Genomic DNA, 23,090 nt, shown 5'->3' with positions numbered 1-23,090 from the left:
ACCCGGAGTTCTTCGGGTGCCGCCCCTCACGCCTGTGCCGGTGTTACGCCGACAGCTTCGCCAGGGCCGTGTCGATGCGCGCCAGCGTCTTCTCCTTGCCCAGGATCTCCAGGGACTCGAAGAGGGGGAGGCCGACCGTGCGGCCGGTGACGGCCACGCGGACCGGGGCCTGGGCCTTGCCGAGCTTGAGGCCGTGGGCCTCGCCGGCGGCCAGGACGGCCTCCTTCAGGGACTCGGCGGAGGACCAGTCGGCCGACTCCAGCTTTTCCCGGGCCGTGGTCAGCAGGGCGTCGCTGCCCTCCTTCATCGCCTTCGTCCAGCTCGCCTCGTCGGAGACCGGCTCCGGGAGGAAGAGGAAGTCGACGTTGTCGGTGATCTCCGACAGCACCTTCAGCCGGGTCTGGGCGTGCGGGGCGATCGCCGCCCACTTGGCCTCGTCGAAGTCCTCCGGCGACCAGGGCGCGAAGGGGGCCTTCAGCCAGGGCGCGCAGCGCTCCGTGAAGTCCTTCACGTCCAGCAGGCGGATGTGGTCGGCGTTGATCGCCTCGCACTTCCTCAGGTCGAAGCGCGCCGGGTTGGGGTTGACGTCCGCGATGTCGAAGGCCGCGGTCATCTCGTCCATCGTGAAGATGTCCTGGTCGGCCGAGAGCGACCAGCCCAGCAGCGAGAGGTAGTTGAGCAGGCCCTCGGGGAGGAAGCCGCGCTCGCGGTAGAGGTTGAGGGACGACTCGGGGTCGCGCTTGGAGAGCTTCTTGTTGCCCTCGCCCATCACGTACGGCAGGTGGCCGAAGGCGGGGACGGACTTCGCGACGCCCAGTTCGATGAGCGCCTTGTAGAGGGCGATCTGCCGGGGGGTCGAGGAGAGCAGGTCCTCGCCGCGCAGGACGTGCGTGATCTCCATCAGCGCGTCGTCCACCGGGTTGACCAGCGTGTACAGCGGAGCGCCGTTCGCGCGGACGATGCCGTAGTCGGGCACGTTCTCCGCGGTGAACGTCAGCTCGCCGCGGACCAGGTCCGTGAAGGTGATCGTCTCGTCGGGCATCCGGAAGCGGACGATCGGGGTGCGGCCCTGGGCCCGGTACTCGGCCGTCTGCGCCTCGGTGAGGTCGCGGCAGTGGCCGTCGTAGCCGGACGGCCTGCCGGCGGCTCGGGCGGCCTCGCGGCGGGTGTCCAGCTCCTCCTGGGAGCAGTAGCAGTGGTAGGCACGGCCGGCGGCGAGCAGCTTCTCGGCGACGTCCTTGTAGAGGTCCATGCGCTGCGACTGGCGGTAGGGCGCGTGCGGGCCGCCGATCTCCGGGCCCTCGTCCCAGTCGAAGCCCAGCCAGCGCAGCGAGTCCAGGAGCTGGTGGTAGGACTCCTCGGAGTCGCGGGCCGCGTCGGTGTCCTCGATGCGGAAGACCAGGGTGCCCTGGTGGTGCTTGGCGAACGCCCAGTTGAACAGGGCGGTGCGGACCAGGCCCACGTGGGGGTTACCGGTGGGCGAGGGACAGAAACGGACGCGTACGGGGGAGCCGGGTGCGCTAGCCACGCTTGACAACCTTGTTGGTGAGAGTGCCGATGCCTTCGATGGTGACGGCGACCTCGTCGCCGACAGCCAGGGGGCCGACCCCTGCCGGGGTGCCCGTGAGGATCACGTCGCCGGGGAGCAGCGTCATGGCCTCGGTGATGTTGACGATCAGATCCTCGATCGAGTGGATCATCTCGCTGGTGCGGCCGAGCTGCCGCTGTCCGCCGTTGACCGTGAGCTGGATGGTGAGGTCGCTCGCGGTCTCGAGGTCCAGGCCGGTCTCCACCCAGGGGCCGAGCGGGCAGGAGGTGTCGAAGCCCTTGGCCCGGGCCCACTGCTTCTCGCGCTTCTGGACGTCGCGGGCGGTGATGTCGTTCGCGCAGGTGTAGCCGAGGATCACGTCCTTGACGCGGTCGCGCGGGACCTCGCGGCAGAGCCGGCCGATGACCACGGCGAGCTCGGCCTCGTGGTGGACGTCCGCGGAGAAGGACGGGTACTGGATGTCGTCGCCGGAGCCGATCACGGAGGTGGACGGCTTGAAGAAGGCGAACGGGGCGTCCGGCACCTCGTTGCCCAGCTCCCTCGCGTGCTCGGCGTAGTTGCGGCCGAAGGCCACGACCTTGTTGGGAAGCACGGGCGGGAGCAGTCGGACCTTGCTCAGCGGCACCTTCGTGCCGGAGAGCTCGAAGTCCGCGAACGGGATGCCCTTGATGATGTCGAGGACGAGCTCGTCCGGCTTGTCGCCCTCGACCGCGCCGAAGGCGACGTTCCCGTCGATGGAGAACCTGGCGATGCGCACGGGTTGGTTGGCCCCTTGACTGAGCTGGCTGGAGTGTGAGGCCCCAGGCTAACGCGGAAGGGCGTCCCCGGCCGGGGACGCCCTTGACATCCGTGGCGGCCGCCCTGAGCATTCGGCGGCCGGTGCGCGTACTTACCGGTCGGAAGCCACCGCCGGAACTCCGGGACTACTGGGGGGCGGAGGCGGTGACCGGGATCTCCATGAGGATGGTGCGCTTGGGGTTGGCAGTCTGGGCAGGGAGGTCGACGGAGTGCTCCGCCTGCTCCGGGAGCTGCAGTTCGTCGGCGTCCTTGAGGTGAGCCAGCGTCGTGCGCCGCGGGTTGGCGATCTTGTGGAACATCGTCGTCGTCTTCACTGTTTTACTTGACCCTGTCGTTTTCGGGCGCCGGGCGGGCCCAATGGGCGTCGCGCAGGCGCGGCTTGTCGGGTTTGCCATCCCTGTAAAGCGTCAGGCTAAACACGCGATTCCCGGTGAACGCGTGAAGGTCTCATGATCAGCGTGTGAGTTTGCTCACGAATCCATGGGCAAAGCGGTCAATCCAGGCATCCGATCGATCGCTACGAAACGGACATTAGCCACCTGAAGCCCTCATTCCGCTCCTGATCATGGCGACTGGGACACCGACTGCACCCCACTGCTTCGACCACTTATGTCCGCCTTATGTGGGAACAGTTTCTACATCCCGTAACTTGACCCTCACGTGGTGTCACGGATGTCACAGCCTGGCCAACGGGCCTTGTTGGAGATCCTGCACTGTGCTGGAATTCCTCGGACCGCCGCGGGATCGAGCCGGCGCACAGGGGGCGCACAACGCGCCCGGTGGCGGCGAGACAGGGGGAGCCAGCGCCGGTCACTCACGACCATCCGGGGGGCGTATTCAGGACGCCCCTCAACACGCCGACACCGTCTTTCCGTTCACGCGGGAGGGCGCCTGGTCCAGAGGTTGCGACGCTAGTGCAGGGACGTTTCAAGAGGGATGGCAGCGCTTCGGCCGAGCCGGAGCCGCACGGCGGGACTGGCCCGATGGCAGTCGGTTCCTCGCCCCAGCACGCCCAGAACCCGGGCCCGGCCGCGTCCGGCGACGGCGGTGAGCGCCCCGGGCGCCCCGGCGCGTCCGCGTCGCCGAGTTCTCTCCCCCCGACTCCGACGGTCAAACCGCCTACCGGCCCCACCGGCCCCGGCGCGCGGGTCGCGCTGCGCAACTGGCGCATCTCCACGCGTCTGGTGGCGCTGCTGACCCTGCCCGTGGTCGCGGCCACCACCCTGGGCGCGATCCGCATCAACCAGTCGATGGACGACATCCAGCAGCTCGACAACATGAAGCTGCTGACGGACATGACCAAGCAGGCCACCGAGCTGGCCGTCCAGCTGCAGAACGAGCGCGACCGCTCCGCCGGCCCGCTGGCGCACGGCGTCAAGGCGACCGACTTCGGCATCAAGGGCTACCGCGACAAGACCGACAAGTCCCTGACCGCCTTCCAGGACGCGTCGGAGGAGATCGACGCCGCGACCACGGACGGCAACCTCCAGGGTGTCCGCGACAGCCTCGTCGGCCTGCTCAGCGACCTCGGCAACCTCGCCAAGATCCGCAGCACCGCGTACGCGGACAAGGGCAACTCCACCCAGACGGTCGAGGCCTACCACCGCCTCATCACCGGCCTGCTCGACCTGTCCCAGGACATGGCGCAGGCCACGAACAACCCGGAGATGATCCAGCGCACGCGTGCCCTGGCCGCCTTCTCCTCCGCCAAGGAGTACGCCTCCATCCAGCGCGCCACCCTCGCGGCGGCGCTGCCGAAGAACAACACCACCTACGGCATCCTCAACGAGAACGACCGGCAGTACGCCGAGGCCGCGCTCGAGAACCAGGACTCCGAGCTCGCGAGTTTCCGCAGCATCTACGGCGACGACGGCGCCGAGGAGCTGCTGAAGCCCATCGAGCAGGGCAACCCGGTCATCGAGGAGGCGGACACCTACGCCACCCGGGCGCTCAGCTCCTCCAGCGGTCTTCAGTCGCTGGACCAGCGGTCGTTCCAGGACTGGATCGACGACAGCTCGACCAAGATCCAGCAGATGAACAACATCGAGCACACGCTGCTCGAGCAGATGGAGCAGAAGGCGCGTGAGCTGCGCGCCGAGTCGGAGCGCGAAGCGATCATCTCCGGTGCGCTCATCCTGCTCGTCCTCGGTGTCTCGCTGGTCGGCGCGTTCGTCGTCGCCCGGTCCATGATCCGCTCGCTGCGCCGCCTCCAGGAGACGGCCACCAAGGTCGCCCAGGACCGGCTGCCCGAGCTGGTCAAGCAGCTGTCCGAGTCCGACCCGCAGGACGTCGACACGTCCGTGGAGTCGGTCGGTGTGCACTCCCGGGACGAGATCGGCCAGGTGGCCGCGGCCTTCGACGACGTGCACCGCGAGGCCGTCCGCCTCGCCGCCGAGCAGGCCCTGCTGCGGGGCAACGTCAACGCGATGTTCACCAACCTCTCGCGCCGCTCCCAGGGTCTGATCCAGCGCCAGCTGTCGCTGATCTCCGAACTGGAGTCCCGCGAGGCCGACCCGGACCAGCTGTCCTCCCTCTTCAAGCTCGACCACCTCGCGACCCGCATGCGCCGTAACGGTGAGAACCTCCTGGTCCTCGCGGGTGAGGAGCCCGGCCGCCGGTGGACCCGTCCGGTCCCGCTGGTCGACGTGCTGCGCGCCGCCGCGTCCGAGGTGGAGCAGTACGAGCGCATCGAGCTGTCCTCCGTGCCGACCACCGAAGTGGCCGGCCGGGTCGTCAACGACCTCGTGCACCTCCTCGCCGAACTGCTCGAGAACGCGACCTCGTTCTCCTCGCCGCAGACCAAGGTCAAGGTCACCGGTCACGCGCTGCCCGACGGCCGCGTGCTGATCGAGATCCACGACACCGGCATCGGCCTCTCCCCCGAGGACCTCGCCGCGATCAACGAGCGGCTCGCCTCGCCGCCCACCGTGGACGTCTCCGTCTCCCGCCGCATGGGCCTCTTCGTGGTCGGCCGACTGTCCCAGCGGCACGGCATCCGCATCCAGCTGCGCCCGTCCGACTCCGGTGGCACGACCGCGCTGGTCATGCTGCCCGTGGACGTCGCCCAGGGCGGCAAGAAGCCCCAGCCCAAGCCCGGTCAGGGCGGCAGCGCGGGCGGTCCCGCCGCCGCGCAGGCCGCCGCGGGCGTCGCCGCCGCACGGCGCAACGGCCCGCAGGGCGGCCCCCTCGGCGCCGGCGCACCGGCCGGCGCGGGCGGCAGGCTCGCCGCGGGTCAGGGTCCCCGGGCCGCGCTGCCCGGCCGGGACGGCGGTGGCCGCCCCGGCGGCCAGCCGCCGCGCGGTCCGCAGCAGCCTCCGTCCTCCCCCCAGCAGGGCCGACCGGCTCCGGCCGGTGCGGGCGCCGGCTTCGGCGGGCAGGCGCCGGGCGCGCCGCAGGGTCTGCAGTCGGCCGGTACCACTCCGCAGGGCACCGACATGTTCGGCGGCGGACGTCCGCCGCAGCGGGGCAACAAGCCCGAGCAGGGCGGCCGCGGCCGTCAGCCGCAGCTGCCGCCGCGCGGTGGTCCGCGCGCCGAGCTGCCCGGCGGCAACCCGCAGCCGCGCGTGCCCAGCTGGGGCGACGAGAACGCCCAGCCGCCGGTGCCGCGCACCCCGCTGGACGCCCCGCGCGGCCACGAGGAGCCGGACGTCGCCCAGACGTCGCGGATGCCGCGCATCGACGACCGTTCCGGTCCCGCGGCCACCGCCGAGATACCGGCGATCCCGCGGATGGACGAGCGCCAGGGCCCGGCGGGTCCCGCCGACTTCGGCCGGGCCACCGCGAACGGGCTGCACAGCACGGGCCAGTTCCCGGCCGTCAGCGACGACTTCCCCTCGGGCCAGTTCCAGCGTCCGGGCACGAACGGCAGGCCGGACGCCGGTCAGTTCGAGCGGCCCGGCACCAGCGGCCGGCCGGACGACAACGGCTTCACCCGCTCCGACGTCTTCGGCGCCCCGGGCGGACAGAACGCTCCGGCGAACCCGAACCAGTTCGCTCCGCAGGCGTACGACAACGGCTCCACCGGCCAGTTCGCCGCCCCCGGCTACGACGGCTCCTCGGCCGGACAGCACTCGCTGCCCGGCCGCCAGGACCCTTCGTCCACGGGCCAGTTCGCCGCTCCGCAGCAGGGCGGCTACGGCACTCCGCCGCAGCCGGCGGTCCCGCCGCGTCCGGCCCGCCGTCCGGAGCCCGAGAGCGCGGGCGCCGCGCAGCGGCCCGATGAGGGGCTGGGGCAGGGTGACGGGTGGGCACTGCCGCCGGCCCCCGGTCCCGGTGACGGGCGTACCCCGCTGTACGACACGCTGGAGACCAACTGGTTCCACGGTCAGCAGGCGGGCGGTTCGGCTCCGGATCCCCAGCAGCACCAGCAGCCGCAGGCTCCGGCTGCTCCTCAACGTCCCGTGGCCGCCACGTCCTCGTGGCGCACCTCGCCGAACGACGAACTCGTCCGGCAGGCCGAGCGCGTCAGGCAGCCGGCCGCGGGCGGCGTCACCACTTCCGGGCTGCCGCGCCGGGTGCCCAGGGCGAACCTGGTCCCGGGTACGGCTCAGCAGCAACAGCACCAAGCCGGTCCGCAGGTCTCGCGTGCGCCTGACGACGTACGCGGACGGCTGACCAATCTCCGTCGGGGCATCGCGCAGGGTCGTCAGGCCGGCAACGGTCAGACCGGCAGTCTCCCGAGCCCCACTCACCAGCAGGAGCGTTAGTTGAGCCAGATGAGCCAGGCAGCACAGAACCTGAACTGGTTGATCACCAACTTCGTGGACAACACCCCTGGGGTGTCCCACACCGTCGTGGTGTCCGCCGACGGGCTCCTGCTCGCGATGTCAGAGGGCTTCCCGCGCGACCGTGCCGACCAGCTGGCGGCCGTCGCTTCGGGACTGACCTCGCTGACGGCCGGGGCCTCCCGGATCTTCGAGGGCGGTAGCGTGGCGCAGACCGTCGTCGAGATGGAACGAGGCTTCCTCTTCCTCATGTCCGTCTCGGACGGCTCTTCCCTCGCCGTGCTGGCGCACCCCGAGTGCGACATCGGCCTCGTGGGCTACGAGATGGCACTCCTCGTCGATCGCGCGGGCGCGGTGCTCACGCCCGACCTGCGCGCCGAGCTCCAGGGCAGTCTGCTCCACTGACCCGCCCCAGTACCACCCACCTCACGAAATCACCGTCCGGCCGACACAATCCCCCCACCGGCCTCGACGGACGGCACGACTGACCGAGACGCTGTCCCGCCCGGAGGATCCATGACCCCGCCCACCGCCCATCATGACCCGTACGCGGAGCCGTACGGGGATGAGGGCGACCAGCCGCTGGTGCGTCCGTATGCGATGACCGGTGGCCGGACCCGGCCGCGCTATCAGCTCGCCATCGAGGCTCTGATCAGCACGACGGCCGACCCGGCAGCGCTCATGGGGCTGCTCCCGGAGCATCAGCGCATCTGTCACCTGTGCCGCGAGGTGAAGTCGGTCGCCGAGGTCTCGGCGCTTCTGGCCATGCCGCTGGGCGTGGCGCGGATCCTCGTCGCAGACCTCGCCGAGGCAGGCCTGGTGGCCATCCACCAGCCGGGTGGCGACGAGAACAACGGCGGCGCTCCGGACGTGACGCTGCTCGAAAGGGTGCTCAGTGGACTTCGCAAGCTCTGACGGGGGGCGGGCCACCACCTCCGCGAAGATCGTGGTGGCGGGCGGCTTCGGCGTGGGCAAGACCACGTTCGTGGGCGCCGTCTCCGAGATCAACCCGCTGCGCACGGAGGCCGTGATGACGTCCGCGAGCGCGGGCATCGACGACCTCACCCACACCGGGGACAAGACCACCACCACGGTGGCCATGGACTTCGGCCGCATCACGCTCGACCAGGACCTGATCCTCTACCTGTTCGGCACGCCCGGCCAGGACCGCTTCTGGTTCATGTGGGACGACCTGGTGCGCGGCGCGATCGGCGCGATCGTCCTGGTGGACACCCGCCGTCTGGCCGACTGCTTCCCCGCGGTCGACTACTTCGAGAACAGCGGACTGCCGTTCGTCGTGGCCCTCAACGGCTTCGACGGCTCGCAGCCCTACCAGCCCGAAGAGGTGCGCGAGGCGCTCCAGATCGGTCCGGACACTCCGATCATCACGACGGACGCCCGACACCGGTCGGATGCCAAGAGCGCGCTGATCACGCTGGTCGAGCACGCACTGATGGCACGACTGCGGTAACTTTCAAAAGACCCGTGCCCTACGGCAGTTGTCGTAGACGCTTCGGAGTCGGCTGTGGCCTTTGACACGGCCGACTCCGGCGTTCATAACGTTTCGGCAGAGGAATCGGGGGGCACCGCCACGCGTCGCGGTCACTCGGTCTCGCTGTGCTCACCTAGGCCCCGCCTTTTGGCGGGGCTAGTTCTTTTTGACCGTTTTATCTGGGGTTTACATCACGTCCAACCAACTCTTTCCCATGTTTGGAAGAGGACTGGTCGTCGTGCTGGAATGCCTGAACTGCCCAATAGTCAATGACGTACTCATGGTCGATGGCTGGCCGGGCCCTTGAGACACTGCGGCACGACGAAGGTGCCGACCGCCGAGAGGTTGTTGGTCGAGTGAGGCGAAGCAAGAAAAGTCCCGAGCCGGCGGCCCGGGGCAACTTCACGCCGCCGCCGCGCGGAGCGGCGTCCGCCCCTGTGCCCGGATCCGAGCCGACGGCCGCGCCCGCAAAGAGCGGTGGCCGTCTCTCCCCGCGCAACTGGCGGGTACCGACCCGGCTGAACGCGATTCTGCTCATACCCGTGGTGGTCGGCCTGGTCATGGGCGGCTTCCAGGTGAAGAGCTCGATCGACACCTGGCAGGAGGCCGAGGACGCGGAGAACACCGCGCGCCTGGTCCGCGCCGCGCTGAGCTACGGCGACGCCCTCTACAAGGAGCGCGACGTCTCGGCCGCGCCCCTCCTCGCGGGCAAGCGGACCGACGCGACGGTCGCCGCGGCCCGCAAGGCCACCGACACCGCCGCCGACGCCTTCGACGTGGCCGCGCAGGACATGCCGGCCAAGGCCGGTCTCGAGCGCCGGCTCCAGCTGTTCCGCACCGCGGAGACCAAGCTGACGACGCTACGCGCGGCCGCCTACACCGCCAAGCTCACCGGCGTGCAGACCGAAGAGGGCTACACCCAGGTCGCCCACCCCCTGATGGAGTTCTCCAACGAACTCGGTCTGGGCACCGGAAACATCACCTCCTACGGCCGTACCGTCTACGCCATCTCGCTGACCAAGGCCGCGCTCTCGCTGGAGCGCTCGATCGGCATGCACCTGCTGATCAAGCCCGGTCCCGAGAACGCCGACTTCGCCAAGCAGAAGGTCTCCCTCTCCTCCTACGCCTACCTCGAGGGCATCGCCGTCGAGGAGTACATCGGCGGTGGCACCGAGGCCGACGCGAAGAAGCTGAACGACGCCGAGGCGAAGATCAAGACCGACGGCGCCGCACAGGCCGCCGAGGCGAAGCAGAAGGACCCGGACTACGTACCGCCGCCGTCCGACCCGACCACGATGGTCGGCGCCATCTCCACGATGGAGACGACCTCGGGCGCGGAGCGCGCCGGGCTCGCCGAGAAGGGCATCAGCAAGGAGAACTGGTGGGCGGTCACCACTCTCAAGTACGACGCCTACCGGCAGATCGAGTCGGACATGGCCGACAAGGCCGTGACCGAGGCCTCGGACATCGCCGCTGACGCCAAGACCTCCGCGATCATCACCGGTGCCGCCGTCGTCGTGGCCCTGCTTCTGGCGTTCATCCTCGCCGGCGCCGTGGCCCGCCAGATGAGCCGCTCGATGCGCCAGCTGCGCAACGCGGCCTTCGGCATCGCCGAACAGCGCCTGCCGATGCTGGTCGACCAGCTCTCCCGCACCGACCCCGGCCGGGTCGACACCCGGGTCGCGCCGATCCCGATCACCACCACGGACGAGATCGGCGAGGTCGCCCGCGCCTTCGACCAGGTCCACCGCGAGGCCGTGCGACTGGCCGCCGAGCAGGCCCTGCTGCGGGGCAACATCAACGCGATCTTCACCAACCTCTCGCGCCGCAACCAGTCCCTGATCGAGGGCCAGCTGACCCTGATCACCGACCTGGAGAACAACGAGGCCGACCCGGACCAGCTGGAGAACCTCTTCCGGCTGGACCACCTCGCGACCCGTATGCGCCGCAACGGCGAGAACCTCCTGGTCCTCGCCGGCGAGGAGCCCGGCCGCCGCTGGGACCAGCCGGTCCCACTGGTCGACGTGCTGCGCGCCGCCTCCTCCGAGGTGGAGCAGTACGAGCGCATCGAGCTGTCGGGCGTCCCGGAGGCCGAGATCCACGGCCGCGCCGTGACCGACCTCGTGCACCTGCTCGCCGAGCTGCTGGAGAACGCAACGACGTTCTCCTCCCCGCAGACCAAGGTCCGGGTCACGGCCACCCGTCTCCCCGACGGTCGGGTCATGATCGAGATCCACGACAAGGGCATCGGCCTCACCGCCGAGGACTTCGCCGACATCAACCACAAGCTGGCCAACCCGCCGACGGTGGACGCCGCGATCTCGCAGCGCATGGGCCTGTTCGTGGTCGGCCGGCTGTCCGACCGGCACGGCATCCGCGTCCAGCTGCGCCCCTCGGGCGAGCAGGCCGGCACCACGTCGCTGGTCATGCTGCCGGACGCCATCACCCACGGCGGCGGCGGCGACCAGCAGCAGCCTCGCGACGAGTTCACGGTCTCGCAGATCATCCCGGAGCAGCAGCAGCAGAGCTTCGGCGGCGAGGACTTCAGCAACGGTCTGCCGATGCGCACGGCCGCTGAGCTGGGCTTCGACGACAGCCGTTACGAGGTCCCCGACGACATCCGCGAGCTGGACCCGGTGGGTCGCTCCCTGCAGCGCGAGGAACGCCGCGCCGCTCTGGAGACCCACCCGGGCCAGCCGGAGCAGCAGAGCGCGCAGCAGCAGTCCGGCGAGGGCTTCGACGCGAACCGTCAGCCGTCGGCGTACGACGTCGGCGCGAACGGCTACGACCCCGCCCAGAACGGCGCCCGGGCCGGCTACGACAACGGTGCGACCGGCTATGCCGAGCCGCCCGGCTCGTTCGACCAGCAGACGGCGTACGAGGAGCAGCAGCGCCCGGCGTACGACGACCAGCACTTCGCGCCGAACAGCGGTGCGCCGCAGGGCGGCGACTCGTTCACCGCGAACGGCGGCTACCCCGACCCCGCGTACGCGGAGCCCGTCCAGGAGGACCGGACGGCGGCTCCCGCGAGCACGGCGGAGAGCTTCCAGCCGTACCAGGAGCAGCAGCCCTACCAGGACGACTGGCCCCTGCAGAACGGCCAGCCGAACAGCCACTCGAACAGCCACTCGAACGGCCACACCGGCGGTTACCAGAACGGCTACCCGGACCAGTACGCTCCGGAAGCGGAGTCCACCTCGGTCGCTGACGCGGCTGAGCACAACCACGTAGGCTTCGACCGTCCGGGACCGGCCCCCTCCGCCCCCCACGCGCTGACCGACGCCGGTCTGCCCCGCCGCGGATCCACCGCAAGCGGTTCGAACGGCGCCCGGCCCGCGAAGCAGGAAACGCCGGCCTCCACCGCGCAGAGCAACGGCGGCGGCGACATCTGGCGTTCGGCGAACGACGAGCGCTGGCAGCAGGCCTCCGCTCTGAAGAAGCCCAAGGCGGGCGGGGTCACCTCCTCCGGTCTGCCGCGGCGGGTGCCCAAGGCCAACCTGGTCGAGGGCGCCGCCGAGAACACCCCTCAGGGCGGCCCACAGGTCTCCCGCGCCCCGGAGGACGTCCGAGGCAGGTTGAGCAACCTGCGTCGCGGCGTGGAACGTGGCCGCAACGCAGGCAGCAGTGAAACGAACGGCCAGGGCCTCGGTCCTGACAGCACCTACAACCAGGAGCGTTAGTGTGAGCCCGATGAGCCAGGCGGCACAGAACCTGAACTGGGTGATCACCAACTTCGTGGACAACACCCCGGGGGTGTCCCACACGGTGGTGGTCTCCGCCGACGGACTCCTTCTGGCAATGTCCGAAGGCTTTCCCCGCGACCGGGCCGACCAGCTCGCGGCCGTCGCCTCCGGTCTGACGTCCCTGACCGCAGGCGCCTCCCGGATCTTCGAGGGGGGCAGTGTGAACCAGACGGTTGTGGAGATGGAGAGGGGATTCCTCTTCCTCATGTCCATCTCGGACGGTTCCTCGCTCGCGGTTCTCGCTCACCCGGAGGCGGACATCGGCCTCATTGGGTACGAGATGGCACTTCTGGTGGACCGAGCGGGTTCGGTCCTGACGCCCGACCTTCGTGCGGAGCTCCAAGGGAGCCTTCTCAACTAACAGACGGACGGTGCGTTTTGGCGTCCCGAGGCCGTAGGGTTTCGGGACGCGGCGTCCACGTGATGGGTGCCAGGCACAGTCGGAGGAGGAGAGAGAGTGGCAACACCCCCAGGCGGTTCGAATTCGGGTAACTGGTCGTACGGCCCTGCCCAGGGCCAGGGCGACGGTTCCCAGAACCCGAACCGTTACAACTTCCCCTCCGCGCCCAGCCAGCAACGGCCGTACGCACCCCAGAACCCGCAGGGCCCCGGGCCGTCGCCGTACGACCAGCCGCAGGCCCCGCGTATCCAGCCCGTGCAGCCGCAACGCCGCGCCCCCGAGCCGGCGCCCGCCGCAGCGGCGCACAACCCGTTGGTGCGTCCGTACGCCATGACCGGTGGCCGGACCCGCCCGCGTTACCAGCTCGCCATCGAGGCGCTGGTGCACACCACTGCGCAGCCGCACCAGATGCAGGGCCAACTGCCCGAGCATCAGCGGATCTGCAACCTCTGCCGAGAGATCAAGTCGGTCGCCGAGATCTCGGCGCTGCTGACCATCCCCCTCGGCGTGGCCAGGATCCTCGTCGCCGACTTGGCGGAGGCGGGCCTGGTCGCCATCCATCAGCCCGGCGGCGACGAGAACGCCGGCGGCCAGCCAGACGTGACACTGCTCGAAAGGGTGCTCAGTGGACTTCGCAAGCTCTAGCGGGGGTCCCTCCCGCTCCACCACTTCCGCGAAGATCGTGGTGGCGGGCGGCTTCGGCGTGGGCAAGACCACGTTCGTCGGGGCTGTTTCGGAGATCAATCCGCTGCGCACCGAGGCCGTCATGACGTCCGCGTCGGCGGGTATCGACGACCTCACCCACACCGGGGACAAGACGACCACGACGGTCGCCATGGACTTCGGCCGCATCACCCTGGATCAGGACCTGATCCTGTACCTCTTCGGTACGCCCGGCCAGGACCGCTTCTGGTTCATGTGGGACGACCTGGTGCGCGGCGCGATCGGCGCGATCGTCCTCGTGGACACCCGTCGTCTCGCCGACTGCTTCCCCGCGGTCGACTACTTCGAGAACAGCGGTCTGCCCTTCGTGATCGCCCTCAACGGCTTCGACGGCAGCCAGCCGTACAACCCGGACGAGGTGCGGGAGGCGCTGCAGATCGGGCCGGACACGCCGATCATCACGACGGACGCGCGGCATCGCGCCGACGCGAAGTCGGCGCTCATCACTCTCGTGGAGCACGCTCTCATGGCTCGCTTGCGGTAGTTCGCGTACGGCCACCGGGCTGCCTCGGACGGTTGTTCGCCGTCTGCGGGCAGCCTGCGGCTGGTCGCGCCCGCGTGGCGGAGCCGCACATCGACGCAGCCTCGCGCCCCTGAAACGACGGAAGGGCCCCCCTCTTGCGAGGGGGGCCCTTCCGTCGTTCACACTCAGTGCCAGCTGTGCGGGGCGCGGAAGCCGCCCTCGCGCTCCAGGCGGCGCCAGCCGGCCTTGGGGCGGCCTCGGTGGGTGTCGGCGGTGGAGGACCGGGCGGCCGCGCGGGCCAGGAGGATCGCCGTGATGGCGGCGACTTCCTCGGGCTCGGCGTGGCCCTTCTCGACGCGAATGTCGGGAGTGTTCATGGGTGTCAGTCTCCGTGGATGAGGTTTCCGCAGGGGTACCGCAACGGATCCGCCGGGTTACTACTGCGGGGGGTTGCCGTGCTTGCGGGAGGGCAGGTCCGCGTGCTTCGACTGGAGCATGGCCAGGGACTTGATGAGGACCTCGCGGGTCTCGGCGGGGTCGATGACGTCGTCGACCAGACCGCGTTCCGCCGCGTAGTACGGGTGCATCAGCTCGGACTTGTACTCCTTGACCATGCGGGCCCGCATGGCGTCGGGGTCCTCGGCCTCGGCGATCTGACGCCGGAAGATGACGTTGGCGGCGCCCTCGGCGCCCATCACGGCGATCTCGTTCGTCGGCCAGGCGTAGGTGAGGTCGGCGCCGATGGACTGGCTGTCCATGACGATGTAGGCGCCTCCGTAGGCCTTGCGCAGGATCAGCGAGATCCGCGGCACGGTCGCGTTGCAGTACGCGTAGAGCAGCTTCGCGCCGTGCCGGATGATTCCGCCGTGCTCCTGGTCGACGCCCGGAAGGAACCCGGGGACGTCCAGGAACGTGACGATCGGGATATTGAAAGCGTCACACATCTGGACAAAGCGTGCAGCTTTTTCCGACGCCTCGATGTCCAGGACGCCCGCGAGGGACTGCGGCTGGTTGGCCACGATGCCGACGACCTGGCCGCCGAGCCGGGCCATCGCGCAGATGATGTTGCGGGCCCAGCGCTCGTGGATCTCCACGTACTCGCCGTCGTCGACGATCTCCTCGATCACCTTGGTCATGTCGTACGGACGGTTGCCGTCCGCCGGGACCAGGTCGAGCAGGACGTCGCTGCGGCGGTCGGCGGGGTCGCCCGACTCCACGCGCGGGGGGTTCTCGCGGTTGTTCTGCGGGAGCAGCGAGAGGAGGTAGCGGACCTCCGCGATGCAGGTCTCCTCGTCGTCGTAGGCGAAGTGGCAGACGCCGGAGGTCTCGGCGTGCACGTCGGCGCCGCCGAGGCCGTTCTGGGTGATCTCCTCGCCGGTGACCGCCTTGACGACGTCCGGGCCGGTGATGAACATCTGCGAGGTCTCACGGACCATGAAGACGAAGTCGGTGAGGGCGGGGCTGTAGGCCGCGCCGCCCGCACAGGGGCCCAGCATCACGCTGATCTGCGGGATCACCCCGGAGGCGCGGGTGTTGCGCTGGAAGATGCCGCCGTAGCCGGCGAGGGCGGAGACGCCCTCCTGGATCCGGGCGCCGGCGCCGTCGTTGAGGGAGACCAGCGGAGCACCGGCCGCGATGGCCATGTCCATGATCTTGTGGATCTTCGTGGCGTGGGCCTCGCCCAGCGCACCGCCGAAGATGCGGAAGTCATGGGCGTAGACGAAGACCGTGCGGCCCTCGACCGTGCCCCAGCCGGTGATGACACCGTCGGTGAACGGCTTCTTGGTCTCCAGACCGAAGCCGGTCGCCCGGTGCCGGCGCAGCTGCTCGACCTCCTGGAAGGACCCCGGGTCCACAAGGAGCTCGATCCGCTCCCGGGCGGTCAGCTTGCCCTTGGCGTGCTGCGCCTGGGTCGCCTTCTCGCTCGGGCCGGCCAGCGCCTGGGCACGGATCTCGTGCAGCTCGGCCACCCGGCCACGCGCGTCCGTGGGTTCCCCGGTCGGCTCACCCGTCGTCTCTTCCAAAACGGTCATGTAGCGACCTTACGAAGCCCGCCCAGGAAAGAGAGACGTCGACTCCGTACAGTCTCCGGACCCTTTTCCTGGTACCCCTGAACAGAACCCGACCGGCATGCAGCCGTTCCGACTGCCCAGAGGGCCCCTGGCTTGTAGGGTTCTCACAAACCCGAGGGCTGGGAGTCAGGTCACAATTCCTGCCCGCGCATGCCATCCCCGGGGTGAACGGAGCTCCGGACGGCCGTTCAGCGACGCCATCGTCGCCGCCCGCGCCGGTCCGGCAGGCCGTGCTCCGCCGCCTTGACGATCTCCGCCCGCAGGTGCTCGCAGTCCGCCGCCTCCCGCGCGTACAGCTCCGGATCGAGCTCGGCGAGCGGGGCCAGACAGGCCAGCGATGCCGCGACCTCGCGCAGTGCTTCCTCGAAGGCCCCGGTCCACGGAAGGGTGTCCGCGAGATTGTAGTGGCAGGTGGCGACGGTGAGCGCGTACTCCGCGGGCTCCGTGTCCGGCTCCGCCTCGCGGGTCAGCGCCAGCGCCTCGCGCAGCCGGGGCAGGGCCTCGCGCTGCCGTCCGTCGACGGAGAGCAGGCCGCCGTACTGGCCGAGGGCGGCGGCGAGGCCGCGCCGGTCGGTCGGCCTGTCGCGCAGGGTGAGCAGCCCCCGCCACACCGAGACGGCCTCGGCGGACTGTTTCTCCGCACCGGCCGTGCGCCCGGTCTGCTGGTTCATCCGGGCGGCGGCGCACAGGTCGGCGGCCAGTTCCTCGCCGTGCCGCTCGGGGTCGTGCTCGGCCAGGCGCCGCCGTGCGTGCAGCAGCACGCGGGACAGCCGACGTGCGCGCCGGTCGTGGCCGAGCCGGTAGTGGATGTCCACGCCCGTGCTCAGCGCCAGCGCGTACTGGACCAGGTGGTCGCCGGGCTGGTCCCGCAGCGGGTGGCGGTACCGCGCGATCGCCTGGTCGATCATCTTCAGCGCCCGGCGCACGTCCTCGCGGTGGTCCTTGTCGGGTTCCGCGGCCGCGCCGACGTACAGCATCTCGCCGAGGACGATCTGCGCGCCCGCCTCCAGCCGCCAGGCCTCGGGATCCAGCCGGACCAGCTCGGCGCTGACGGCGAGGCACTCCTCGGCGACCTCGAGCGCCTCGTCGTAGCGCCCCAGCTCCTGCAGCACGCCGGAGTACTGGAACAGCGAATTCCGCAGCAGTTCGTCGGGCTCACCGGTGTCCACGGCGTGATCACGGCGGATGTCGAGGCCGCGGCGCAGCGGCTCCAGCGCCTCCTCCTGCCGGCCCAGCGCCAGGAGCGTCGCGCCGAGGTTGTTGAGGACGAGTGCCAGGGTGTTGGCGGCGATGGGGGTGGCCAGGCTCTCCGGGCGGTCGACGACGGCCAGCGCGGCGCGCTGCACCTCCAGTGACTCCGCCAGCCGGTCGAGCGCCCGAAGCCGGTTGGCGCGGCCGACCAGACTGCCCAGGGCGTCGAGGTCGACCGCGTCGGGGCTCTCCTCGACCAGCCGGTTCAGCGACTCGGCGGCGGTGTCCGAGAGGACGTCGGCGGCTTCCCGGAACCTGCCCTGCCGGTTCAGGGCCTGGGAGAGTTCCGTCTCCGCGTCCGCGAGCCGTTCGAGCAGGGCCGCGTCGCCGGGGCCGGCGAGGGAGCCGAGCAGCTCGACCCGGCGCCGCTGGAGGGGCAGTGCCGCGTCGTGGTCGCCGCGCCCGACGAGGACGCGGCCGCGCTCGCCGAGGATCTCCGCGCCCGCCCGGAGCCGGTCGGGTTCGGCCGGCAGCCGCTCCACCAGGTCCTCGACCGCCTGGAGGGTGGCCAGGGCGGCGGCGAAGTCGCCCGTCCAGCGCTGCGAACGGGCCTTCACCGTCAGGACGTCGACGAGCGCGGCGGGCGGGCCTGGGGCCTGCCCGGACTCGAACAGCCGCAGCGCCTCGTCGCATCGGCGGACGGCCGCCGCGTGGTCTCCGGCCGCCTGGCGCCAGACGGCCTCGTGCACCAGCGCGGCAGCCCGCCGCGACGGCGGCAGTGTCCGTGCCGCGGTGGCGGCGGTGCGGGTGGCCCAGTCGGCGAGCACCCGGCTGCGGCCCGCGCCCAGCCCGTCGAGCAGCTCCAGCAGGAGCGCGGGGTCGGTGGCCGGGGCGTCGGTGAGCCGGTGGAGGGCTTCCACGAGGGGTTCCGGGCAGTCCGTCAGGGTGGCGGCCTGCATCACCCGGGCGGCGAGGGACGGTTCGCGGGCGAACGCCGTGTCGAGGGCGCGGGCCACCGGCTCCCAGTGGCGGGGCCGGTCGCCCGTGCGCGAGACGGTGACCAGGGCGGCGAGCAGGGTGTCGGTCCCGCCGGGCGCGTCCTGCCCGGTACGGGTGACGGCGAGGGTGACCAGGGGCGACGCGACGAGGCCGGCGTCGGCGCCGGTCCGCTCGCCGACGTGGTACTCGCCGAGCCGGTCCGGCTGGAGCGCGCCCCAGCAACTGCCGCCGGGCGCCGGGTACATCTCGGCGAGCCAGGCGGCGCCCTGTCCGACCATGGCGTCGTCCGCCGCGCGGAACCCGGGCGAGGAGCGCAGCAGCGGGCCGGCCAGGGCGGGCTCGGCGCCGGCGGTGAGGACCGCCGTGCCGACCGCGTCGGCCAGCGGTACGGGTCCCGCGGCCGCGAGCCGCGGGCGCCCTGCCGCGCTGTCCTCCCAGTAGGCGCGCTCGTGCAGCAGAAGCTGCTCCTCCACGAGGAGGTCCGTGTCGTGCGGGCGGGTCGCCGGGTGGGTGGCGAGGAGGTCGGTGAGGGCCGTCATGTGCAGGGTGAGGGCGGAGCCGTACTCGGGTGCGCTCACATCGCGCGGGGCAACCAGCCCGACGCGCCCCGACCAGTCCCCGGTCGTTTCGCGCAGTGCCCTCGGCAGGGCCTCGGGAAGTCGTCGGGCGAGATCCGTCAGGGCGCGCCGGTAGTGTGCGGCGCGGTCCGGTAACTCGGTGAGCGGCGGCAGTTCGCGGTGGACGGCGTCGTAGGTCAGGGCCCGGGTCTCGCGGGTGCGGGTCCTGAGCTGGTCCCACCAGCCGCCCGTGTCGTCGCCCCGGCCGCGGGCGGTCAGCAGCAGCCGTACCGGAGGGCGGCCCCGGGGACGCCGGTCCAGGACCGTGAGCAGGGCGGTCAGCTGTCCGATCCGCAGCTCCGCGTAGTCCGCGACCAGGATCAGGGGGCGGTCGACCTCGGCCAGCACTGCGTGGTCGCCGTCCGGAGCGCGGTCGTCGAGCCAGCCGCAGACCCAGCCGTGCCGGTCGCGCATCCGGGCGGACAGCTCCCGGGCGAGCCGGGACTTGCCCGCGCCGCCCGGTCCGGTGACCACGGCCAGCCGGACGCCGTCGCCCCCGTCCCCGCCGTCGCACCAGTCCTCGGCGAGCTCCCGGAGCAGTTCCTCGCGGCCGTGGAAGCGGACCACCTCGGCGCGCTGGTCGAGCAGGGTCGCCGGTGAGCGGACCTGCCAGCCGGCGGCCGGGGTGACCAGACCCTCCAGGTCGACCGGCTCCCAGACGGGCGCGGCTCCCGTGTGCCGGGCGACGAGGTCCGTGAACCCGGGGTCGGCCAGCAGCGCGTACACCGGCACGGCCTCCCAGCGCGGCAGCCCCCAGCCGGTCACGTCGGTCACGACCACGCCGGTCAGCAGCGGCAGGCCGTGGCCCGGGGCGCCGCAGAACAGGGCGGCGCCCGACTGGCCGCTCCAAGGGGACGGGGTACGTCCGGCGGGGTCGCGGGGCGGTCGGCTCGCGAGTTCGACGGTGTAGCGGTGCGAGAGGGCGCCCGTGCCGGGGGCGAGTGTGGCGCGGGGCTGCTGGAGTTCCAGGGCTCCGTCGGGCCGCCGGCCGACCTCGGGGTAGCCGGCCACGTCGCAGGGCTGGTGCCGGGCGGTGACGAGCCGGCCCCAGCGGACCGGGGACAGCGGCTCGCGCACGTCCGTCTCCGCGAGCAGCAGGGCGGCGTCCACCTCGACGCCGTCGATGCTCCCGCCCGACCAGAGCGGTGTGCACCGGACGGGCGGGCCGCCGGGCGCCTGCACCTCGCAGGAGTCGCGGCCGGCCAGGACGTGACGGGCCGTCAGGATCAGTCTGGGGCCCAGCAGATAGCCGCTTCCGTTGCCGGTGTAGCCCGATGCGCCGGGCAGCAGAACCGCCACGATCCGGCCCAGTTCCATCCGCGAACCCCCGTCCCCCGTCGCCCGTGCGGCGCCGTCAGCGCGTCAGCGTCCCGCCGCCGCCCGTCAGACCGCTCGTCGGGGCGGCCGAGTTGGCGATCCTGACGCCCTCGCCGTGCTCGTCCACCGCGCGCAGGGTGAAGGCGAGCCGGTGGGTCGCCGTCTCGGAGCGGGTGGCTCCTGCCTCTCCCGAGACCACCCAGGCCTTGATGGAGCCCTTCCCGGTGGCCTCACGGCGCAGCTCGACGGTGAACTCCAGTGAGATGTCGCCGAGTTCGAACCGCATCCCGCCTTCCGCCGCACGGTCCCGGGCGGCGGTCAGCTCGGCGCGGAGGTGGTCGATCGCGTCCCCGACCGTGATGTCGTTCATGCACCCACCGTAACGGGACGGCTCCCGTGCGGCACAGGGGTCGACGGACTTCGCGCCTCACTCCCCCGTTCCCGCGTCGCCTCCGGTTCCCGCGCCCGTTCCCGCGTCGCCGAGCAGGGGGACCAGGTGCTGCTGGACGTGTCGCACGTAGTCGCGCAGGCGCTCCCAGCCGTCCTCCTCCCCCTCGCGCCAGGTGCGCAGGCCCCAGTCCTTCGGCAGCCCGTTCCGCTTGACTTCGAGCATGTACGCGCAGACCGTCTCACGGCGGTCGGCGACGGCCTCCAGATGCCGCGCGAGGACGCTGTCGCCCCGCACCCGGGCGAGCGCGGCGAACATGTCCATGACGGCGAAGTAGCAGAGGACGGCCTCCGTCGCGCGGTGCATGGACCGCAGCAGCCCTTCGGCGTCGTGCCGGGCCTGCTCCTCCAGCCGCCGCGTCCGCCCGAAGCGGCTGGGGCGTCCCCCGTGGAAGTGGCGTCTGATGTTGTCGAAGTCCGGTACGTGGGGCCCGTTCTCGCCGGAGGCGAGCACGAGGGCGTTCATGGTGAGCACGTACGCCTCGCAGTCCGCGGCCAGTTCACGGCGCACCTCGCGCGGGAGGCCGGCGGTGAAGGGCGGCAGCGGGAAGCGGACGCCGCCCTCGTCGTCCGGACGGCCGTACAGGATCGGGACGAGTTCGCGGGCGATCAGGAAGAGGTTGCACGCGTCGAAGACCACGAAGGGGTCTCCGGAGCCGTGGCGGACCTCGCCTTCCGGCATCGTCATGGGAATGAGCGGGCGGGGCGGCAGCAGGACGGCTCCTCGTCCGGGGCGCCAGCTTCTGAGGTAGGAGGCGACCGAGCCGTCCACGTCGGCCCACACCCGTTCCCGGTCCGGTGCGGCGGACCCGATGTCGCCCCCGCCCTCGACGACGCCGTAGAGGGTGGGCAGCGCCCAGGAGAGGTTGGCCATCAACTCGCTTGCCTGCGGCGGCACTCCGATGAGGCGCTCCCGGCGGCCGTCCGGCAGGGGCCGGGTCAGCGTCCTGGCCTCCGGTTCGGTGGACGGCTGGACGAACACCTCGACGGTCCGGGCGAGTCGCCGGGCCTCGCCCATGCCCGGCAGCCGGAGTTCGCCCTTGCGGTGATCGCCGTCGTCGGTCCGGGAGCAGGCGTGGGCGAGCAGGAGCAGGTCCAGCAGGACGCGCGGCTTCTCGGCGATGCCGGCCAGCGCCGACAGGTCCTCGAGCAGGTCGCGGGTGGACCCGGCGCCGACGGGCTGCGCGCCCCGGACGAAATCCGGATCGGCGAAGACGCGCGCCAGCCGGATCGCCTCGGCGGCCAACGCCCGGTTCTGCTCGCCCTCGAACAGCCTGCTCCGCGCGTACGGGCCGGGCGCGGCCGCGTCCGATCGTTGCGGCGACGGCTGCGCCCCTTCCGCGAGGACGATGTTCAGCGCGCCTCGCAGCCCTGCGGCGTCCCGCACCTCCACGTCCCGGTGCGGTCTGCGGACCAGGATCCGTCCGTGCGCGACCCCCGGATCGGACCGGACGACGACGTCCCTCGGTCCTGCCCTGCGCACCACCACACCGTGGCGGAGCCGGTGCCGCAGCGCCGCGACGACCTCCGCGAGGGCGTCCGCCGGGGCGGTCCCGGTGAGCACGACCTCGGCCCGGGCGGCGCCGCCCGAGGTGTGCAGGGCGGTGTGCTCCAGGCCCGCCGCCCGCAGTAAGTCCTGCGCCGCCTCGGTCTCCTGGCGGACCGGCACGGTGAAGAGATGGAAGGCCGTCGGCGTTCGTTCGGTTGCTGCACCCACGGCCACCAGCATGAGGGAGGGAGATCACCCGGAGCAATGGAGCGAACACACTCCGGATTAAGTTGAAACTTGAACGGAATAGGTCTACGGTCACCCGTGTTGACCTCGTTGAAGATTAAACATCAACGATCTTCCCCGTCCCCAAGGAGCACGTCATGGGCATCTTCGGCCGCAAGAGCACCGACGAGACCGCCGCCACCACCCCCGCGGACGCCACGGTGAATCCCGAACTCGCCGCCCTGACCGGCGACTACACGATCGACCCGACGCATTCGGCGATCGGCTTCGTGGCCCGCCACGCGATGGTCACGAACGTCAAGGGCAAGTTCGCCGACTTCACCGGCGCGCTGCACCTGGACGGCGCCGACCCGGCCCGCTCGACCGCTTCCATCGACGTCAAGATGGAGAGCGTCGACACCGGGTCCGCCGACCGCGACGGCCACCTCAAGAGCGCGGACTTCTTCAAGACCGACGAGTTCCCGACGATGACCTTCCGCTCCACCTCCGCCGAGGCCCTGGGCGGCGACGACTACCGCATCACCGGCGACCTCAGCATCCTCGGCGTCACCAAGCCGCTCACCATCGACCTGGAGTTCAACGGCGCCGCGACGGACCCGTTCGGCAACGAGCGCGTCGGCTTCGAGGGCAAGGCCGAGATCCTGCGCTCCGAGTGGGGCCTGACCTGGAACGCCGCGCTGGAGACGGGCGGCGTGCTGGTCTCCGACAAGATCAAGCTGAACTTCGACATCTCGGCGATCAAGAACGCGTAAGCATGAGGCCGAATTCAGAAGAAATCGGCGGATAGGGGCCGGAAGCGAAGAGCTTCCGGCCCCTCGCT

At 71.2% G+C, this 23,090-nt stretch carries 17 protein-coding genes; 9 read left to right on the top strand and 8 right to left on the bottom strand.

Going from position 1 to position 23,090, the window contains the following annotated elements; all coding sequences use genetic code 11:
• Positions 1-43 precede the first annotated feature (43 nt).
• From gltX to AB0J04_RS12090, 3 genes are all read right to left on the bottom strand, one after another.
• The gene (gene gltX, locus AB0J04_RS12100; RefSeq protein ID WP_363168257.1) at positions 44-1,528 is read right to left on the bottom strand and encodes a glutamate--tRNA ligase; all 1,485 of its coding nucleotides are present in this window, start codon (positions 1,526-1,528) and stop codon (positions 44-46) included.
• Positions 1,521-2,306, bottom strand: coding sequence for a fumarylacetoacetate hydrolase family protein (locus AB0J04_RS12095; protein WP_363168256.1), 786 nt, complete (start codon positions 2,304-2,306; stop codon positions 1,521-1,523). Before AB0J04_RS12095 ends, gltX begins: the two co-directional genes overlap by 8 nt.
• Positions 2,307-2,472: 166 nt before the next feature.
• A complete protein-coding gene (locus AB0J04_RS12090) occupies positions 2,473-2,661 on the bottom strand; it encodes a hypothetical protein (protein WP_363168255.1) in 189 nt (62 codons plus the stop codon).
• A gap of 600 nt (positions 2,662-3,261) precedes the next feature.
• Here AB0J04_RS12090 and AB0J04_RS12085 point away from each other — a divergent pair.
• The 8 genes from AB0J04_RS12085 (at position 3,262) to AB0J04_RS12050 (ending at position 13,913) form a co-directional block, all read left to right on the top strand.
• A complete protein-coding gene (locus AB0J04_RS12085; RefSeq protein WP_363168254.1) occupies positions 3,262-7,053 on the top strand; it encodes a nitrate- and nitrite sensing domain-containing protein in 3,792 nt (1,263 codons plus the stop codon).
• A gap of 9 nt (positions 7,054-7,062) precedes the next feature.
• Complete coding sequence (locus AB0J04_RS12080; RefSeq protein WP_003993189.1) at positions 7,063-7,476, top strand: roadblock/LC7 domain-containing protein; 414 nt, start codon at positions 7,063-7,065, stop codon at positions 7,474-7,476.
• Positions 7,477-7,587: 111 nt separating this feature from the next.
• Positions 7,588-7,986 carry a DUF742 domain-containing protein gene (locus tag AB0J04_RS12075; protein ID WP_009190816.1) on the top strand — a complete coding sequence of 133 codons (399 nt, stop codon included), beginning with the start codon at positions 7,588-7,590 and terminating at the stop codon, positions 7,984-7,986.
• Positions 7,967-8,542, top strand: a complete 576-nt coding sequence (locus tag AB0J04_RS12070; RefSeq protein WP_054239771.1) for an ATP/GTP-binding protein — start codon at positions 7,967-7,969, stop codon at positions 8,540-8,542. Before AB0J04_RS12075 ends, AB0J04_RS12070 begins: the two co-directional genes overlap by 20 nt.
• A 377-nt stretch (positions 8,543-8,919) precedes the next feature.
• On the top strand, positions 8,920-12,243 hold the full coding sequence (locus AB0J04_RS12065; RefSeq protein WP_363168253.1) for a nitrate- and nitrite sensing domain-containing protein: 3,324 nt from the start codon (positions 8,920-8,922) through the stop codon (positions 12,241-12,243).
• A 10-nt stretch (positions 12,244-12,253) separates the two neighbouring features.
• Entirely contained in the window at positions 12,254-12,667 is a 414-nt protein-coding gene (locus AB0J04_RS12060) for a roadblock/LC7 domain-containing protein (RefSeq protein ID WP_037737006.1), read from the top strand.
• Positions 12,668-12,763: 96 nt separating this feature from the next.
• Positions 12,764-13,351, top strand: coding sequence for a DUF742 domain-containing protein (locus AB0J04_RS12055; RefSeq protein WP_363168252.1), 588 nt, complete (start codon positions 12,764-12,766; stop codon positions 13,349-13,351).
• Positions 13,332-13,913, top strand: a complete 582-nt coding sequence (locus AB0J04_RS12050; RefSeq protein ID WP_006375305.1) for an ATP/GTP-binding protein — start codon at positions 13,332-13,334, stop codon at positions 13,911-13,913. The genes AB0J04_RS12055 and AB0J04_RS12050 overlap by 20 nt, the downstream gene beginning before the upstream one ends.
• 164 nt (positions 13,914-14,077) lie before the next feature.
• Here the strand turns inward: AB0J04_RS12050 and AB0J04_RS12045 are convergent, their stop codons facing one another.
• The 5 genes from AB0J04_RS12045 to AB0J04_RS12025 form a co-directional block, all read right to left on the bottom strand.
• Positions 14,078-14,269, bottom strand: a complete 192-nt coding sequence (locus AB0J04_RS12045; RefSeq protein WP_363168251.1) for an acyl-CoA carboxylase subunit epsilon — start codon at positions 14,267-14,269, stop codon at positions 14,078-14,080.
• A 60-nt stretch (positions 14,270-14,329) separates the two neighbouring features.
• On the bottom strand, positions 14,330-15,925 hold the full coding sequence (locus tag AB0J04_RS12040; protein WP_363168250.1) for an acyl-CoA carboxylase subunit beta: 1,596 nt from the start codon (positions 15,923-15,925) through the stop codon (positions 14,330-14,332).
• Positions 15,926-16,152: 227 nt separating this feature from the next.
• On the bottom strand, positions 16,153-20,088 hold the full coding sequence (locus tag AB0J04_RS12035; RefSeq protein WP_363168249.1) for a tetratricopeptide repeat protein: 3,936 nt from the start codon (positions 20,086-20,088) through the stop codon (positions 16,153-16,155).
• 37 nt (positions 20,089-20,125) lie between these two features.
• The gene (locus tag AB0J04_RS12030) at positions 20,126-20,458 is read right to left on the bottom strand and encodes a trypco2 family protein (protein ID WP_363168248.1); all 333 of its coding nucleotides are present in this window, start codon (positions 20,456-20,458) and stop codon (positions 20,126-20,128) included.
• Between the two features lie 57 nt (positions 20,459-20,515).
• Positions 20,516-22,252 (bottom strand): hypothetical protein, encoded by a 1,737-nt coding sequence (locus AB0J04_RS12025; protein ID WP_363168247.1) that lies wholly within the window; start codon positions 22,250-22,252, stop codon positions 20,516-20,518.
• 155 nt (positions 22,253-22,407) lie between these two features.
• Between AB0J04_RS12025 and AB0J04_RS12020 the strand changes: the two genes are divergently transcribed.
• Positions 22,408-23,022 (top strand): YceI family protein, encoded by a 615-nt coding sequence (locus tag AB0J04_RS12020; RefSeq protein WP_363168246.1) that lies wholly within the window; start codon positions 22,408-22,410, stop codon positions 23,020-23,022.
• Positions 23,023-23,090: the final 68 nt, after the last annotated feature.

The sequence above is a fragment of the Streptomyces sp. NPDC050263 genome (genome assembly GCF_040655955.1).
In the GTDB taxonomy this organism is placed as follows: domain Bacteria; phylum Actinomycetota; class Actinomycetes; order Streptomycetales; family Streptomycetaceae; genus Streptomyces.
This window is presented reverse-complemented; position numbering and strand designations above follow the sequence as displayed.